Source organism: Butyrivibrio sp. XB500-5, assembly GCF_003625505.1.
GTDB lineage: Bacteria > Bacillota > Clostridia > Lachnospirales > Lachnospiraceae > Butyrivibrio.
In genome coordinates this window covers 185,171-203,194 of record NZ_RAIS01000008.1, presented here as the reverse complement: position 1 = coordinate 203,194, position 18,024 = coordinate 185,171, and the positions used below count along the sequence as shown (strand labels likewise).

The following is an 18,024-nucleotide window of genomic DNA, read 5'->3' as shown; positions in this document are numbered from 1 at the left end:
GTTAGATAGGCACAAGGTGTAAGCATGGTAACATGTTCAGCTGATGTGTACTAATAGGTCGAGGGCTTATCCATAAAGATGTATAGATCTGGAAATATTCAGTGTTCGGTTTTGAAGGTACAAAACCTTTAATTTGGCCCGGTGGCTCAGCTGGTTAGAGCGCCGCCCTGTCACGGCGGAGGTCAGGGGTTCGAACCCCCTTCGGGTCGCTCAATTTCATAATGTTTGTTTTATTTGAACGGGATCTTAGCTCAGCTGGGAGAGCATCTGCCTTACAAGCAGAGGGTCACAGGTTCGAGCCCTGTAGGTCCCATTTTTCTTCTTACACTATTCGAGTGTAAGCCGATGTGGCTCAATTGGCAGAGCAGCTGATTTGTAATCAGCAGGTTAACGGTTCGAGTCCGCTCATCGGCTCTATATGGATGGCTTCCCGAGTGGCCAAAGGGGACAGACTGTAAATCTGCTGCAAATTGCTTCGGTGGTTCGAATCCACCGCCATCCATTTTTATTATTGCTTTTGCAATAATCCATAATTCGTACGAGGTGCGGATTTATAATGACGCGGGGTGGAGCAGTCTGGAAGCTCGTCGGGCTCATAACCCGAAGGTCATAGGTTCAAATCCTGTCCCCGCTACTATATGCCTAGATAGCTCAGTTGGTAGAGCAGAGGACTGAAAATCCTCGTGTCGTTGGTTCGATTCCGACTCTAGGCATCTTTTTTATTTTATAAAAGATTTTAGCTACTCAGTGGACATAATGTTTACTGAGTTTTTTTATGATTTTTATTCTTTTTTATTCGTTCTGTGATAATATGGTTTCATGATAAATCCGATATTATGTTAACGAAACGTATTAGGAATAGATTTTTGAGTTTTATGTGTCTTATAAAAGGTTGAATTATGTATCATTTAGAAAAAGAAGATAAGTTATTATTAAAAACATTACTTGATGTAAGGAGTTATAATCCCGATGATTTTGATCCGGAGCTCCTCAACGAGATAGAGAGTGACAAGACTTATAGAGATCTTCTTTATAAGTATGGCGAAGAAGTTCTTTCTTCTAAGAAGTATCAGGGTCTCAAGAAATATATTCAGCATGGCACTGTGACGGTTTATGAGCATTGTATCCATGTTGCGCTTTTTGCGCTTAAGATCAATCGCACTTTTGGGCTTAAATGTAAGGAACGTGATCTTGTAAGAGGAGCACTTTTACATGATTATTTCTTATATGATTGGCATGATGCCGAAGCTCCGGGCAATATCCACCCCAAACTTCACGGCTTCTATCATCCCGGAATTGCGCTTAAGAATGCTGTTAAGGACTATCCGCTTACAGAGCGCGAGAAAGATATTATTGCAAAGCACATGTGGCCGCTTACTGTTAAGCCACCGAGATGCAGAGAGGCGTGGATAGTATGTCTTGCCGATAAGTACTCATCCACTTTGGAAACTCTTAAGATAAGAAAAGGAAAGATCGGAATCAATTATGCATGATCTGTATCATGAGCTGATCAACTTGGCGGAAAGCGATAATTATCCTTTCCATATGCCGGGACATAAGCGAAATACTATGAGCACCCCATTTGAGGGTGCTTTTCGTTGTGATATCACAGAAATAGATGGATTCGACAATCTTCATGATGAATCAGGGTTAATACTTGATGCTGAGAAGAGAGCAAACAAGCTTTATGGCGCCAAGGAAACGTTCTTTCTTGTAAACGGAAGCACATGTGGAGTATTAAGTGCTGTATCAGCAGCTGTTCCAATGGGCGGAACTATCTTGGCAGCCAGAGGAAGTCATAAAGCCTTATACCACGCTGCTTATATAAGAAATCTTGATATTAAATATCTTCCTTATAAGATCAATTCTAAATTCGAAATACCTGAAGCTTACACCGCAGAGGACGTTCGTCCATATCTGTCAAAAGATATTGCGGCTGTCTTTATCACTTCTCCTACATACGAAGGAAAAAGTTCTGATATCGCGGAAATTTCTAAGCTTTGTCATGAAAATAATATTCCTCTTATAGTGGATGCGGCTCATGGTGCGCATTTTGGTTTTGGCAACACAAATAATACAGACAAAAAAGAGAAATCAAGCACTGACTATACTTTTGTTCCGGAAAGTGCTGTAACGCAGGGAGCTGACATTGTCATCCACAGCGTTCACAAGACTCTTCCTTCCATGACACAGACAGCGCTTATTCATATAAACGGAGAACTTATTGATAAAGAGCTTGTAAAAAGATATCTGAGAATCTATCAGTCCAGCAGTCCTTCATATATACTCATGGCTTCAATTGAACAATGCATGGAAGAAATGGAGAAGAATGGGACTGAATATATAGATAAGCTCCTAAATTACAGGAATTATATATCTGAAGAGACGTCTGCACTTAAAAACATCTATATACCCGGTCCTGATGAAATTGATGACCCCTGTAAAGTGCTTATTACAGACGCTTCCGGCACAATGACAGGACAGCAGATATATGATATACTTCGTACGGAATATGCTTTACAGCTTGAAATGGCGGGGACTAGAACTGCTCTTGCTATTATAACGGGAAGCGACACGAAAGAAGGAATAGAAAGGCTTATAAAAGCCTTAAAAAATATAGATAAAAAGATAGAAGAGGCTAAAAAGAGCAATATAGATGGAAAATCAGGCAACCTCTTCGAGAATTCTAATATAGCGGAAATTGTCAGGATACGTGATATTCCGCCATATAAAATGAAACTTTCAAAGGCCTGGGATGCAAAGTCGGAGGTAGTAAGTATTGATAAGGCATGCGGAAGAATCTCCGCAGAATTTATCAACCTGTATCCGCCGGGAATTCCGATAATTGTTCCGGGTGAAGTGCTCACGGAAGAAATTGTTTCGGAGATTAAGAACTGCAATGATAAGAATCTCAATCTTCAAGGTATAATAAATATAGATAAAAAACAGGGCGCCGAAATCGGCGTTAAGGTTATAGTAGATTTTTAAAGGTAATACGTTAGTTAGAGAGGATAAGTATGAGAAAAACCAAGATTATATGCACAATTGGTCCTTCAAGCGAGAGCGAAGAGAAGCTTCGCGAGATAATGCTTGCGGGTATGAATGTGGCTCGTTTTAATTTTTCACACGGTTCACATGAAGAGCATAAAAGAAAGTATGACAGGATCAAGAAGCTTCGCGAGGAGCTTGATCTTCCTATTGCTGTTATGCTTGATACAAAAGGTCCCGAGATAAGACTTAAGGACTTTGCAAACGGCAAAGAAGAGCTTGAAGCCGGTCAGAAATTTACACTTACATCAAGAGACGTTCAGGGAACCAAAGAAGAGGTTTCCATTACCTATAAAGAACTTACGAATGACTGCAAAAGGGGAATGACAATCCTTTTGGATGACGGTCTTATTGAGCTTGCGGTTGATGACGTGACGGATACAGATATTGTCTGTACTGTTGTTAACGGCGGACCGATTTCCGATAAAAAGGGAGTCAATGTGCCCGGAGCAGAGCTTACAATGCCATATCTTAGCGAACAGGACAGAGGCGATATCGAGTTTGGCTGCGACCAGGGCTTTGATTTTGTAGCGGCTTCTTTTGTCAGAACAGCAGCGGATGTACTTGCGATAAGAGAGATCCTTGATGCCAAGAACAGCCACATGAAGATCATTGCAAAGATCGAGAGCACTCAGGGAATCAATAATCTCAAGGAAATCCTTAAAGTGGCGGACGGAATCATGGTTGCCAGAGGCGATATGGGTGTTGAGGTGCCTTTTGAGGACGTTCCCGTTATTCAGAAAGAGATGATCAAGCTGGCAGAGGCTGAAGGAAAATATGTTATTACAGCAACACAGATGCTTGATTCGATGATCCATCATCCACGTCCGACAAGAGCCGAGGTTACAGACGTTGCCAACGCTATTTACGACGGAACCACAGCAATAATGCTTTCAGGAGAGACCGCATCAGGCGATTATCCTGTTGAAGCCGTTAAGACAATGGCCAGGATCGCGGAGCGTACAGAGGCCGATATCGACTACATTGGAAGACTTCGAAAAAGAGATTACGCACCCGGTGATTCAACGACTGCGATCTCACATGCAACCTGTAATATAGCTGCTGAACTTAATGCAGATGCTATCATTACAGTCACTATGTCAGGATTTACTGCAGCAATGGTTTCAAGGTACAAACCCAACTGCCAGATCATCGCATGCACTATCAATCCGACTACATGCAGACAGCTTAACCTTATGTGGGGCGTAACACCGCTTCATATCAGACAGGAAGATACAGCGGACGAACTTTTCAAAGAGGCCGTAAGCTCAGCTAAACGCTACGGATATCTCAAAGACGGCGACAAAGTCGTACTTACAGCCGGAGTTCCTCTCGGAATACCCGGAAGAACCAATATGATTCGTGTTGAGGAGCTTTAATGGGTAAGATATTTCTTTTGATGGGAAAAAGCACATCGGGCAAGGACACAATTTACCGAGAGCTCATAAAAAACGGGGATCTTAAGCTTAATAAAGTCATTCCTTATACAACTCGTCCCATGAGAGACGGCGAGAAGGACGGAGTTCAATATTTTTTTAAGGATGAGAACGGATATCTTGACCTCAAAAACGCAGGAAAGATAATTGAAGAGAGAACCTATCATACCAATTACGGCGAGTGGCGATATTTTACCGTTGACGACGGCCGGATTGACCTTGATGGCGGCAATTATCTGATGATAGGAACGCTTGAGTCCTACTGCTACATAAGGGATTATTTCGGAAAAGAAAATGTGGTACCGCTTCTTATTGATGTGGATGCCAAGATACGTCTTACAAGAGCTATGCACAGAGAAGATAAGCAAGAACACCCCAGATATGATGAGATGTGCAGAAGATTTCTTGCCGACGAAGAAGATTTTGCCGAGGATAAGCTTAAGGAAGCAGGCGTACGTAAGCTTTTTAAGAACAACGAAGCCATCGAAACCTGTATAAAAGAAATAACTGAATACATAAATCGAGAAATACGATAAAATATATTATATAGAGAAATTAAGTAAAGTTGTAACGAGGTGCGAAGCATGGATATTAAAGTTAATAATATCAGCCCGACAACTCAGATCCCGGAGCCCGAGCAGGTTAAAGAGGCGAATGGGGATTTTAAATTTGTGCTTACAAGTAAGCTCGAAGATACGGGTCTTGCGGAGCGCCTTAATCTGATGCTGCAGGATATCGTTCAGCAGGGAAAACGTATATCCAAGAGAAACGATATCAAAGATATGCAGAGATACAGACTTCTGATCAAAGATTTCTTAAATGAAGTAGTATCAAGATCACACGAATTCTCCAGAGAGAACTTTCTTGACAGAAAGGGAAGACACAGAGTTTACGGCATCATCAGACAGGTGGATGATGAGCTTGATGCGCTTGCACAGGAACTGGTTAAAGATGAAAAAGACAACATAAGCATCCTTGCCAAGATTGGACAGATAGAAGGGCTGCTTTTGGATATTTTTACATGAGTAGGGAGCTAAAATGGCGGATTTTGCCGATATCATAGATCAAGTTCAGATGAAAGAGCACATGCAAAATGCGCTTTTGACAGACAAGATATCACATGCGTATATTATTTCCGGAGAAAATAATTCGGGAAAAGAGTATATCGCAAGAATCTTTGCCAAAGCTCTACAGTGCGAGGACAGGGCCGAAAAAGACGGATATATTGAAGCTTGCAACAAGTGTCCGTCCTGTATAAAAGCAATGTCCGATTCACATCCTGACATTATCACAATAACGCATGAAAAGCCCGGAAGTATCGGTGTAGACGACATTAGACTTAAGCTCCGCGACGACGTGGTAATTAAGCCGTACGAGAGCAAATACAAAATATATATCATTCCCGAGGGAGAAAAAATGACGGTCGCAGCTCAGAATGCGCTCCTTAAGACGCTTGAAGAGCCGCCGGCATATATAGTTATCATCATTCTAACAAGTAACATCAATGCATTTCTCCCGACAATCACCAGCAGATGCATAGTTTTACCCATGAAACCCGCACAGGACGATGACATAATGAAATTTTTGATGGAAGAGTGCCATGTTGTGGATTATAAGGCCATGCTTTGCGCTTCTTTTGCAAGAGGAAACGTCGGAAAAGCGCTGGAGCTTGCATCAAATGAGAGATTTGAGAGCCTTAAGAACAGCACCATTGAGCTGATCGGCAAGCTTCCGCACCTTGAGATACATGATATGCTCGAAAGAGTCAGAACTATCCTCGCCCCTTCCGAGGAGGAAGAAAAAACTTCCAAGAAGGGAATAGATGACAAAAACCTCGAAGATTTCCTTGATGTACTCTACTTTCTGTTCAGAGACATGCTTGTCTACAAGGCTACGGACAACGAGGAACACTTGATTTTCACAGATAAAATAGCGTATATTAGTAGTGTTACATCAAAATGTAGTTATCAAGATATTGATAAAATTATTAAAATCATGGAGATTGCGAAGAATCGCATTAAATCCAATGTTAATATAGAACTTGCCCTTGAGCTTATGCTTATCGGCATAAAGGAGTATTTATGACAAGAGTAATCGGCGTTAGATTCAGAACTGCCGGAAAGATATATTTCTTTTCACCCGGAAAATATTTGATCAAAAAAGGTGATCACGTAATTGTTGAGACAGCGAGAGGAGTAGAGTACGGAACAGTTGTTTCAGAGCCCAAGGAAATACCCGACGAAGATGTGGTCAAGCCTTTAAAGACCGTTCTTAGAACATCCAGCACCAAGGATGACGAACAGGAAAAAGAAAACCGTAAAAAAGAAAAAGAAGCATTTAAGGTTTGCCTTGAGAAGATCAAGAAGCACAACCTTGAGATGAAACTCATAGATGCAGAGTATACATTCGACAACAACAAGATCCTCTTTTACTTTACTGCCGACGGCAGGATCGATTTCAGAGAGCTGGTAAAAGACCTTGCGGCTGTATTCAAGACTAGGATCGAGCTCAGACAGATCGGTGTAAGAGATGAGACCAAGATAATCGGTGGCTACGGAATCTGCGGAAGACCGCTCTGCTGTCATTCATATCTTGCAGACTTCGTTCCCGTTTCGATCAAGATGGCCAAGGAGCAGAGCCTTTCACTTAATCCGACCAAGATCTCGGGCGTTTGCGGAAGACTTATGTGTTGCCTTAAGAACGAAGAGGACGTATACGAAGAACTCAACCGTATGATGCCGGGCGTAGGAGATATCTGTACAGCCAACGACGGATATGAAGGCGAGGTTTCAAGTGTTAACATCCTTCGCCAGACCATCAAGATCCTCGTTGATATCGACGATGAGAAGGAAGTTCACGAGTACAAGCTCGATGAGATAACCAATATTAAGAAGAAACCTAAGAAAAAGAACAACAATAACAAGAAAAATTCTCAAGACGAAGAAGAAATGAAAGAGCTCGAAAAGCTTGAGAAGATTGAGAAACAGGAAGGAAAGTCAAAGCTTGGGGACAATTGATCTTAAACCCGGTGAAAGACTGGATGAGCTTCAGAGGAACAATTATAGGATCATACAAGATCCGGAGAGATTCTGCTTCGGAATGGATGCAGTTCTTTTATCCGGATTTGCGACGGCGCAGGAAGGAGCCAGAGTACTTGACCTTGGCACCGGAACCGGAATAATCCCGATACTGATGGCGGCTAAGACTAAGGCAAAAGAGCTGATAGGACTTGAGATACAGCCCGAGAGCGCGGACATGGCTGATCGCAGTGTAATCCTAAATGACCTCCAAGAGCGCGTGAAAATAGTTCAAGGTGATATTAAGGAGGCAGAGCATCTATTTGAGGCTGCCTCCTTTGATGTTGTTACGAGTAATCCTCCGTACATGATAGGCGGGCACGGACTTAAAAATCCCGATGCGCCCAAGGCGATCGCAAGGCACGAAGTCCTTTGCGACCTTGAGGATGTGATAAAGGCAGCAGCAAAGTGCCTTAAGCCGGGTGGCAAGTTCTGCATGGTACATAGACCATTCAGACTTGCGGAGATAATGGTAATGATGCACGATTACAAGCTTGAGCCCAAAAGAATGCAGCTTGTTTATCCATATGCGGATAAAGAACCGAACATGGTCCTTATAGAAGGTGCAAGAGGCGGAAGATCGAGGCTTACGGTCGAAAAACCTCTTATTATCTATGAGTCACAGGGCAAATACACACAGGAAATCTACGACATATACGGGTATTAAATATGCAGGGAATGTTATATTTATGCGCAACACCCATAGGAAATCTAGATGATATGACCTTCAGGGTGCTTGAGACATTAAAAAACGTTGATCTGATAGCGGCGGAGGATACCAGAAACAGTATCAAACTCCTCAATCACTTCGATATTCATACCGAAATGACCAGCTATCACGAGTACAACAAATATGATAAAGCTCTTTTTCTTATAGAAAAGATGCAGCAAGGGCTCAACGTTGCTCTTATTACCGACGCGGGGACTCCGGCGATATCGGACCCCGGAGAGGTGCTTGTAAGAGAGTGCCAAAAGGCAGGGATCAAAGTCACATCGCTCCCCGGACCGGCCGCTTGTATCACAGCGCTGACGCTATCCGGGCTTTCAACAAGAAGATTTTGTTTTGAGGGCTTTTTGCCATCGCTTGATGACAAGAAGGCAAGAAAAAGAATCCTCGAAGACCTTAAGAATGAGAGCAGGACCATCATATTGTATGAGGCTCCGCACCATTTAAAGGCGGCTCTTGATGACCTTTACGAGACTTTGGGAGATCGGAAGATCACTCTTTGCAGGGAACTTACCAAGAAGTTTGAAGATATAACACCGACTACGCTGGAAGGAGCAATCTCTTTTTACAAGGATAATGATCCAAGAGGCGAGTATGTGCTTGTTCTGGAGGGAAAGAGCCTGGAAGAACAGGATGAGGAAAAGAGAAAGTCCTGGCAGGAGATGAGTATAGAGGAGCACATGAAATACTACGAGGATGCAGGCGTATCACATAAAGATGCAATGAAAAAAGTTGCTGCGGACAGAGGTGTTGGAAAACGCGAGATTTATCAGGCTTTACTTGATAATGAGTGATAAGTATTTGCTTGATAAAAACTTGACTTTGTAGTATAAATGAAGTAACGGTCGCAAATTTTGGTTTTTTATGCCAAAAATAATATTATAAAGAAAAGAGGTCAATCATATGGCAGAACTTAATTTAAGTCAGTATGGTATCACCGGAACTACTGAGATAGTTCATAACCCTTCATTCGAGACATTGTATGAAGAGGAGATGAAGCCTGAACTTACAGGTTACGAGAAAGGTCAGGACACAGAGCTTGGTGCTGTTAACGTTATGACAGGTATTTACACAGGACGTTCTCCTAAAGATAAGTACATTGTTATGGACGCTAACTCCAAGGATACTGTATGGTGGACATCAGAGGAGTATCCTAACGACAACCATCCTATGACAGAAGAGACATGGGCTAAGGTTAAGGAGATCGCTAAGAACGAGCTTTGCAACAAGAGACTTTTCGTTGTAGACGCATTCTGCGGTGCCAACAAGGATTCTCGTATGGCAGTTCGTTTCATCGTTGAGGTTGCTTGGCAGGCTCACTTCATTAAGAACATGTTCATTCAGCCTACAGATGCAGAGCTTGCTGACTTCAAGCCTGACTTCGTAGTTTACAATGCTTCACTTGCTAAGGTTGAGGATTACAAGGCACTTGGACTCAACTCTGAGACTTGCGTAGCATTCAATATCACAAGCCGTGAGCAGGTTATCATCAACACATGGTACGGCGGAGAGATGAAGAAGGGTATGTTCTCTATGATGAACTACTATCTTCCTCTTAAGGGCATGGCTTCCATGCACTGCTCAGCTAACACAGATATGGAAGGTAAGAACACAGCAATCTTCTTCGGCCTTTCAGGAACAGGTAAGACAACTCTTTCAACAGATCCTAAGAGACTCCTCATCGGTGATGACGAGCACGGTTGGGACGACAACGGAGTATTCAACTTTGAGGGTGGATGCTACGCTAAGGTTATCGGCCTTGATAAAGAGTCTGAGCCTGATATCTACAACGCTATCAAGAGAGACGCTCTTCTTGAGAACGTAACTGTAGCAGCAGACGGTAAGATCGATTTCGAGGATAAGAGCGTTACAGAGAACACTCGTGTATCTTATCCTATCAACCACATTGATAACATCGTACAGAAGGTTAACAAGATCTCTGCAGGTCCTGATGCGAAGAACGTTATCTTCCTTTCAGCTGACGCTTTCGGAGTACTTCCTCCTGTATCAATCCTTACACCTGAGCAGACTCAGTACTACTTCCTTTCAGGTTTCACAGCTAAGCTTGCCGGAACAGAGAGAGGAATCACAGAGCCTACACCTACATTCTCAGCTTGCTTCGGACAGGCATTCCTTGAGCTTCATCCTACAAAGTACGCTCAGGAGCTCGTTAAGAAGATGCAGAAGAGCGGAGCTAAGGCTTACCTCGTAAACACAGGATGGAACGGAACAGGTAAGAGAATCTCCATCAAGGATACTCGTGGAATCATCGATGCTATCCTTAACGGTGATGTTAATAAGGCTGAGACTAAGAAGATCCCGATCTTCGATTTCGAAGTTCCTACATCACTTCCCGGAGTTGATCCTGCAATCCTTGATCCCAGAGATACATACGCTGATGCTTCTGAGTGGGAAGCTAAGGCTAAGGATCTTGCACAGAGATTCAACAAGAACTTCAAGAAGTACGAAGGAAACGCAGACGGCAAGGCACTTGTTGCTGCAGGCCCTCAGCTTTGATCTGAAGTTTAATACAAAGACTTATAATAGCGGCGTCGAGAGAAATCTCGGCGCTGCTTTTTATTTTACGTACATAACTAAAGAGGGATGTCGGGCGTAGTGATATAATAAAAAGAAATAGCAAACAAGGGGTATATACATTATGTTATACGGTGGTATAGAAGCGGGCGGAACCAAGATGATCTGTGTGATCGGAAACGAGAACGGAGAAATTCTCGAAAGGGTTACGATCCCAACAAAAAGTCCGGAAGAAACAATCCCGGATATGATAGATTTTTTCAGGGGAAAAGATATTAAGTCTCTCGGTATAGGCTGTTTTGGGCCGATCGATCTAAACATAGAATCTAAGACCTACGGCTACATAACCTCCACACCTAAGCTTGAGTGGAGAAACTTCGATATTGTCGGCGCATTCAAAAAAGAGCTCAACATCCCGATAGGTTTTGATACCGATGTAAATGCTTCTCTCCTAGGAGAGATAACTTGGGGCTGTGCTAAAAATAAGCAGAATGCACTATATCTTACAATAGGAACAGGCATAGGCGGCGGAGTGATGACAAACGGAAAGCTCCTTCACGGAATGCTTCATCCGGAACTCGGACACATAAAGATGCAGCCGGCACCCGGTGATGACTACAAGGGTAAATGTCCTTATCACGGCACATGCTTTGAGGGAATGGCAGCAGGTCCCGCGATAGAAGACAGATGGGGCAAGAAGGGATATGACCTTGCGGACAAAGAGGAAGTATGGGAGCTTGAAAGCTATTATATAGCACAGGCACTCTGTGATTTTATCGTGACATTGAGCCCTGAGATAATAATACTCGGGGGCGGTGTCATGAATCAGGAACAGCTATTTCCTCTTATAAGAGAAAAGACTTTAAAGCAGCTCGCCGGTTATATAAATACCAAGGAACTTGAGGATATAGATAACTATATTGTCCCAGCATCACTTAACGGTGATCAGGGAATCATGGGCGCTGTAAAGCTCGCTATTGACGTGTTATAATGCTTATATGCGCACGAAAAAACATACACTTCGAAATAAGATAATCATATGGGCACTTGGATTTGCGCTGATTCTCGCGCTGGTTGTTGCTGCTGTCAGCTTCAGCCTTTCTTTACAATATCTAAAAAAGAATCAGCAGCAGTCAGCCCTTACCAATATACAGCTCCTCGGAAATGAGATCGACGACGATATCAGAGTGGCAATGACTTTTGCCAACTGGATATGTCTGGACAGTACGCTCGGGGGCTATCTTCTCAATGTAGAGAACTACTACGACACCAATGAAAAGGCCGGACGTAGGCTCTCTGTCACAACATGGGACCACCTAAACAATGAATACAATATTGTAGGAATAAGAGATATAGTTAACAGGACAATAGTATCCACACCCAGTGGAGATCAGTATCTTCAGTCATTGTCGGGAGGCGATACTCAGAGTGTAGCGGATATAAGCCACAAGATAATGGAATCCGAACATTTCTCGGAACTGTTAAACGGAAAAGGCTATACATGGATCGGACCGATACAGAACCCGCTTATGAACAGCGGAAACGAGCTTATTATCCCTATCATAAAGAGTGTGCAGAGCGCTTCATCATATGAGATGATCGGATGGATATATATGGATATTCCGGTAAGCCGCTTAACCTCTAAGATTAAGAGCTTTAACATGGAAGAAGATGAAGCTCTTTTTATCACCTTTAGCGAAGGAAATACTTTTAAATTTGACGGCGAAAACCTTGTCAGAGCAGACAAGCAGGGAGATGTGATCTCTTATATTCTTCCAAATTCCGGATGGGAAATATCTTATCTTCCGTCAGCGAAAGCGCTCCAAAACAGAATGAATTATTACGGGCTTGTGATCTTTATGATCGTGCAGATCATTGTGCTTGCAGGAGCGTTGCTCTCGGTCATCCTTCACAAGACAATAACGGGACCCGTTTCACAGATTGTAGACAGACTTGATCTGATCGGCGCCGGAGATTTTTCGAGAGATGAAAAGATAGAGTGGGACAATGAGCTTGGTGATATAGGAACGGGAATCAATAATCTCGCCGCCAATGTTTCCGCACTCATGGAAAAAAGACTCCTCGATGAGAAGGCCAAACAGGATCTGGAATACAGAGTTCTGCAATCTCAGATCAATCCGCACTTTCTTTATAACACGCTTAATACCATCAAATGGATGGCGACAATACAAGGTTCAGACGGAATCGCAGACATGTCGACCGCGCTTTCAAGACTAATGAAAAACATAGCAAAGGGCACGGAGAATCTCATTACACTAAGGGATGAATTTGCGCTTGTAGATGACTATTTTACCATCATGAAATACAGATACGGCGGAACGATATCACTGGAATACATCACTGATGATGAAGCTCTTTTAGATAAAAAGATCAATAGATTCTCACTTCAGCCCATAGTTGAGAATGCGATATTTCATGGTATAGAGCCCAAGGGAACTTCGGGAAAGATTGTAATACATACCTATCAAAAAGAAGATAAGCTCATGATCGAGGTAACAGACAACGGAATCGGAATGAGTGAAGAAACCATAAAATCCGTCTTAAACGGCGAGAGCAATACTTCGACGGAGTTCTTTAAACAGGTGGGAACCTATAACGTTAACCAAAGGATCAAGTACACCTTCGGTGAAGCGTATGGAATAGAAATAACCAGTAAGCTCGGGGAATATACGACAATGAGATTCGTACTTCCCATGGACTACGAAGAGGATAAAAAGTAACTATCGTTTCGAAGGAGATGCGATAAATGTACAGACTACTGATAGTGGACGATGAACCGCTCGTGCAGATAGGACTTAAAACAATGCTTTCAAAAGAGCATTCAAATGACATCGAGATAATAGCGACGGCGTCCAACGGCAAGGAAGCGTGGGAGATAATTGAAAAAGAAAAACCCGATATTGTCATAGCGGATATAAGAATGCCCGTCATGACAGGTCTTGAGCTGCTCCAAAAATCATACGAGAAATTCGGGAACAATCCGGCATTTATCATCCTTACCGCATATGAAGAATTCGACATGGTAAGAGAAGCGCTGTCGGGAGATGCGGTAGACTATCTTGTCAAAATAGAACTTACACCCAAGACGCTAAACGCAGCTCTTTCCAAAGCAATAAAGAGAATAGAAGGCTCTGCACCCGTGCCCAAAAGAGCAAACGTCGGAGCGACTTCATCGCTCGATGATCTCAGACAGAAGTTCCTTTTAAGACTTATATTTAACAGCTCTCATCTAGGAGAAGATGATATCAAAAAAGAAGCTAAAGAGCTCGGAGTCGATCTGGAATTTAAAAAATACACAGTTGTTTACGGTGAGATAGCGGTAGACGATACTCAGGGAGAGGCTTCGACCGACACCTTGGATATTTATACTTCAAGCCTTAACATGGCAAAAGAGATTCTTTCAAAATATAATAACCAATGCCGAGTGGTGTCGGTTGATCTAAGACATTTTGTTGTCGTTTTCTTTTTTGCGGAAAACACTGATGTCTCAACTACAATGGATGAGATCAGTGATGCGCTTGAAAACGCCGGAAAGATGGTGGCGGGATACTTTAAAAGCGCAATAACCTTCGGAATAGGATCTGCCGTTTCGAAAGTCACCGACATATCGGTATCTTGTGATGAGGCGATGACAGCTCTTTCTTCTTCTGACGAAGAAACACCGATAAGCCGATATGACATAATAGTCGGAAACAACAGAAGATCCGGCAAGGATAAGCTCATTCAGACAATCCAGGAATACATTGATGATAATCTTAACGGAAGAGTGCAGCTCAACGAAGTTGCGGAAGCATTCGGGCTCTCACCCGCATATCTGTCGGTGCTCTTTAAAAAGGCCATGGAGACCGGCTTTTCCGAATATGTATATACCAAGAAGATTGAAAAGGCAAAAGAGATGCTTCTTTCGGGGGACATGAAGATCTACGAAGTTGCCGATGCACTTGGTTTTGAATCAGCCTATTATTTTTCAAAAGTCTTTAAAAAAGTGGACGGACACAGCCCGCGTGAATACATAAGAAGTAAAAGCGATATCTAAAGCAGCATGTTTATGGGGAACTTAGAGGGTGGAGGCAAGACATGAGAAACAAAGTCTTAGGGTTATTGCTTACTGTTACATTGATAATTCTCGAGATGACGGGATGTACCGGCGCAAAGGGTACAAACGAAAGCGCCGAACAACTTAATAATACGGCGCAGGAAAGTGACAACAAAGCTGAAGATAAGATCACACTTAAGTGGGCGCTTTGGGATGCTTCAAACAACGAGTGCTATAAAGTACTTGCTGATGCGTTTATGGATGAACATCCCGAAGTAAACATAGAAATGGTAGACCTTGGATCTGCAGATTACAGCACTGCTCTAGGAACTCAGCTTGCCGGAGAAAATGCGGACTATGATGTTGTAACGATAAAAGACGTTCCGGGCTATGTGACCCTTGTAAAAAAGGGCGTCCTCGAACCGTTGGATAGTTTTATTGAAAAAGACGGGATTGATCTTTCGTGTTACAGCGGAGTGACAGATCAGCTTATGATGAACGGTTGGCTTTATGAGCTACCGTTTCGCTCAGATATATGGATAATCTACTACAACAAGGATATTTTTGACCAAGCAGGAGTTCCGTATCCGACCAATGATATGACTTGGAAACAGTACGACAAGCTTTGCAGGAAGGTGACGGGAACCTACGAAGGGAGACAGGTTTACGGTGCTCATTATCACACATGGAGATCCACGGTACAGCTTGACGGGATTCTTGACGGAAAAAACACTATTGTAGACGGTCATTATGAGTTTACAAAACCCTATTACGAGATGGTCCTTTCGCAGCAAAAAGACAAAGTTTGCATGGACTACGCTACGCTCAAAACCAGAGGACTTCATTATTCCGCGGCATTTGCGCAAGGGAATGTTGCGACGATGAATATGGGTTCCTGGTTCATATCAACACTTATTAATAAGATAAAAGAGGGAGAATATACACAGTGCGCGAACTGGGGAATAGTAAAGTATCCTCACGCAGAAGGCGTTGAGCCCGGTTCGACTCTGTCTACGATAACCGCGCTTGCAATCCCAAAGGCAGCAGACAACAAAGAAGCAGCTTGGGACTTTGTCAGATTTGTAAGCGGAGAAAAGGGCGCAGAAATAATGGCCCGGACAGGAAACATCCCCGCAATGACAAACGAAAAAATCGTTGAGATCATCGCAGGGATGGATGGTTTTCCTAATGATGAAGCTTCAAAAGAAGCTCTTGTAACAAGTCACACATATCTCGAAATGCCTGCGATCGACAAATCCTCAGAAATCGAAGCGGTTCTGAATAAGCAACACGATCTGCTTATGAATGAAGAAACCGGGATCGATGAAGCCATTACAGCAATGAATGAAGGCGTGCAGGCAATAATCAATTAGCGCTTTTTCTCGTGCTCAAGAGATGCCTTAACAAATCCTGAGAAAAGAGGATGAGGTCTGTTGGGACGAGACTTAAGCTCCGGATGAGCCTGTGTTGCCATATGGAAATCGTTGGAAGGAAGCTCGATCATCTCAACGATCCTTCCGTCGGGTGACATACCGCAAAGCTTCATGCCGTTTGAAACAAGTACGTTTCTGTAGTCATTGTTAACCTCATATCTGTGACGGTGACGCTCTGTGATATCAGTTGAACCAAAGAGCTCAAACGCCTTGGAATCCTTATCGAGTACGCAAGGATATGAACCGAGACGAAGTGTTCCGCCGATATCTTCAACACCGTTCTGATCGGGTAAAAGAGCTATCATAGGATGTGTTGTATTGGGATCAAACTCAATTGAATGAGCATCCTTATATCCGATAACATTTCTTGCAAACTCAATGATCGCAAGCTGCATGCCAAGGCAAAGACCAAGGTAAGGAACATTGTTCTCACGGGCATACTTGATGGCGTGGATCATACCCTCGATACCGCGGTCTCCGAAACCACCGGGAACAAGGATACCGTCTACATCCGAAAGAATGGAAGCGACATTCTCTTCCGTAACCTCTTCTGAATCAACCCACTTAATATCAACAGCAGTCTGATTGGAAATACCGCCGTGCTTAAGAGCTTCAACAACGCTGATGTAAGCATCGTGGAGCTGAGTGTATTTACCTACAAGTGCGATCTTAACCTCATGACTTAATGAGTAAAGAGTATCAACCATTGCCTTCCAATCGGTAAGATCGGGCTCGGGACAATCAAGGTTCAGGCATTCACATGCAACGTGAGCCAAACGCTCTTTTTCCATAGCAAGAGGAGCCTCGTAGAGGTACTCAAGATCGAGATTCTGAAGAACGTGATTGCTGGGTACGTTACAGAAAAGAGCAATCTTGTCCTTGGTATCCTGGTCAAGAGCAATCTCGGAACGACATACGATAACATCGGGCTGAAGACCCATTCCCTGCATAGTCTTAACAGCTGACTGTGTGGGCTTGGTCTTGATCTCCTGAGAAACTCGAAGATAAGGGATAAGTGAAACGAGGATGAGCATTGCATTCTCGCGTCCTACTTCATGCTGGAACTGCCTGATCGCCTCAAGGAAAGGCTGGCTTTCGATATCTCCGACTGTTCCGCCGACCTCGATGATCGCGATATGTGTCTCATCATCTGTAAAGTTCCTGTAGAACTTACTCTTTATCTCATTGGTAATGTGCGGGATAACCTGTACGGTGCGTCCGCCATAGTCGCCGCGACGCTCCTTCTGAAGAACAGACCAGTAAATCTTACCGGTTGTAACGTTGGAATTTTTATCAAGATTCTCGTCAATAAATCTTTCGTAGTGACCAAGGTCGAGGTCAGTTTCAGTGCCATCTTCGGTTACGAAAACCTCACCGTGCTGAACGGGGTTCATCGTTCCGGGGTCGATGTTGATATAGGGGTCAAACTTCTGCATGGTCACCTTGTAACCACGAGCCTTCAACAATCTTCCCAGTGATGCGGCGGTGATTCCCTTACCGAGTCCTGATACGACACCACCTGTCACAAAAATATACTTTACAGCCATTTCTTAACTTCCTCCTGATTTCTTGACGAGACAATATTTATATATAAAAACAAGTTATTATTATATAGATTTAACGGGTGAAAATCTAGATGCTAATCCAAATTATTTAATAAAACTTTTAGGTTCTGCAATTGAAATATCAAATTGTACACTATACAATACAT

Annotated in this window: 15 protein-coding genes and 6 tRNA genes; 20 read left to right on the top strand and 1 reads right to left on the bottom strand. The window is 43.1% G+C overall.

Annotated features, from left to right (window positions below):
• Positions 1-135 precede the first annotated feature (135 nt).
• The 20 genes from D6856_RS14125 (at position 136) to D6856_RS14030 (ending at position 16,253) form a co-directional block, all read left to right on the top strand.
• Positions 136-209 (top strand) — tRNA-Asp (locus tag D6856_RS14125).
• A gap of 31 nt (positions 210-240) precedes the next feature.
• Positions 241-313, top strand: a tRNA-Val gene (locus tag D6856_RS14120).
• 28 nt (positions 314-341) lie between these two features.
• A tRNA-Thr gene (locus D6856_RS14115) sits at positions 342-414 on the top strand.
• 6 nt (positions 415-420) lie between these two features.
• Positions 421-502 (top strand) — tRNA-Tyr (locus tag D6856_RS14110).
• A gap of 58 nt (positions 503-560) precedes the next feature.
• A tRNA-Met gene (locus D6856_RS14105) sits at positions 561-634 on the top strand.
• 6 nt (positions 635-640) lie between these two features.
• Positions 641-713 (top strand) — tRNA-Phe (locus tag D6856_RS14100).
• A 186-nt stretch (positions 714-899) separates the two neighbouring features.
• On the top strand, positions 900-1,493 hold the full coding sequence (locus D6856_RS14095; RefSeq protein ID WP_120687418.1) for an HD domain-containing protein: 594 nt from the start codon (positions 900-902) through the stop codon (positions 1,491-1,493).
• Positions 1,486-2,988, top strand: coding sequence for an aminotransferase class I/II-fold pyridoxal phosphate-dependent enzyme (locus D6856_RS14090; protein WP_120687417.1), 1,503 nt, complete (start codon positions 1,486-1,488; stop codon positions 2,986-2,988). Before D6856_RS14095 ends, D6856_RS14090 begins: the two co-directional genes overlap by 8 nt.
• 29 nt (positions 2,989-3,017) lie before the next feature.
• Positions 3,018-4,427 (top strand): pyruvate kinase, encoded by a 1,410-nt coding sequence (gene pyk / locus D6856_RS14085; RefSeq protein ID WP_120687416.1) that lies wholly within the window; start codon positions 3,018-3,020, stop codon positions 4,425-4,427.
• On the top strand, positions 4,427-5,020 hold the full coding sequence (locus tag D6856_RS14080; protein ID WP_120687415.1) for a guanylate kinase: 594 nt from the start codon (positions 4,427-4,429) through the stop codon (positions 5,018-5,020). Before pyk ends, D6856_RS14080 begins: the two co-directional genes overlap by 1 nt.
• 48 nt (positions 5,021-5,068) lie before the next feature.
• A complete protein-coding gene (locus tag D6856_RS14075; RefSeq protein ID WP_092246611.1) occupies positions 5,069-5,509 on the top strand; it encodes a YaaR family protein in 441 nt (146 codons plus the stop codon).
• 13 nt (positions 5,510-5,522) lie between these two features.
• Positions 5,523-6,569, top strand: a complete 1,047-nt coding sequence (locus D6856_RS14070; protein WP_120687414.1) for a DNA polymerase III subunit — start codon at positions 5,523-5,525, stop codon at positions 6,567-6,569.
• The gene (locus D6856_RS14065) at positions 6,566-7,501 is read left to right on the top strand and encodes a PSP1 domain-containing protein (protein ID WP_092246604.1); all 936 of its coding nucleotides are present in this window, start codon (positions 6,566-6,568) and stop codon (positions 7,499-7,501) included. The genes D6856_RS14070 and D6856_RS14065 overlap by 4 nt, the downstream gene beginning before the upstream one ends.
• Positions 7,488-8,228 (top strand): tRNA1(Val) (adenine(37)-N6)-methyltransferase, encoded by a 741-nt coding sequence (locus tag D6856_RS14060; RefSeq protein WP_330544509.1) that lies wholly within the window; start codon positions 7,488-7,490, stop codon positions 8,226-8,228. Before D6856_RS14065 ends, D6856_RS14060 begins: the two co-directional genes overlap by 14 nt.
• 2 nt (positions 8,229-8,230) lie before the next feature.
• Positions 8,231-9,082, top strand: coding sequence for a 16S rRNA (cytidine(1402)-2'-O)-methyltransferase (rsmI, locus tag D6856_RS14055; protein ID WP_120687413.1), 852 nt, complete (start codon positions 8,231-8,233; stop codon positions 9,080-9,082).
• Positions 9,083-9,191: 109 nt separating this feature from the next.
• Positions 9,192-10,805: a phosphoenolpyruvate carboxykinase (ATP) gene (pckA, locus tag D6856_RS14050; protein WP_120687412.1), complete on the top strand. Its 1,614-nt coding sequence runs from the start codon at positions 9,192-9,194 to the stop codon at positions 10,803-10,805.
• A 142-nt stretch (positions 10,806-10,947) separates the two neighbouring features.
• Positions 10,948-11,814, top strand: coding sequence for an ROK family protein (locus tag D6856_RS14045; protein WP_120687411.1), 867 nt, complete (start codon positions 10,948-10,950; stop codon positions 11,812-11,814).
• 7 nt (positions 11,815-11,821) lie between these two features.
• Entirely contained in the window at positions 11,822-13,564 is a 1,743-nt protein-coding gene (locus D6856_RS14040) for a sensor histidine kinase (RefSeq protein ID WP_147367849.1), read from the top strand.
• A 26-nt stretch (positions 13,565-13,590) separates the two neighbouring features.
• Entirely contained in the window at positions 13,591-14,880 is a 1,290-nt protein-coding gene (locus D6856_RS14035; RefSeq protein ID WP_120687409.1) for a response regulator, read from the top strand.
• Between the two features lie 41 nt (positions 14,881-14,921).
• Positions 14,922-16,253 (top strand): ABC transporter substrate-binding protein, encoded by a 1,332-nt coding sequence (locus D6856_RS14030; protein WP_120687408.1) that lies wholly within the window; start codon positions 14,922-14,924, stop codon positions 16,251-16,253.
• Here D6856_RS14030 and D6856_RS14025 read toward each other — a convergent pair.
• Complete coding sequence (locus tag D6856_RS14025; protein WP_092246585.1) at positions 16,250-17,860, bottom strand: CTP synthase; 1,611 nt, start codon at positions 17,858-17,860, stop codon at positions 16,250-16,252. The genes D6856_RS14030 and D6856_RS14025 overlap by 4 nt on opposite strands.
• Positions 17,861-18,024: the final 164 nt, after the last annotated feature.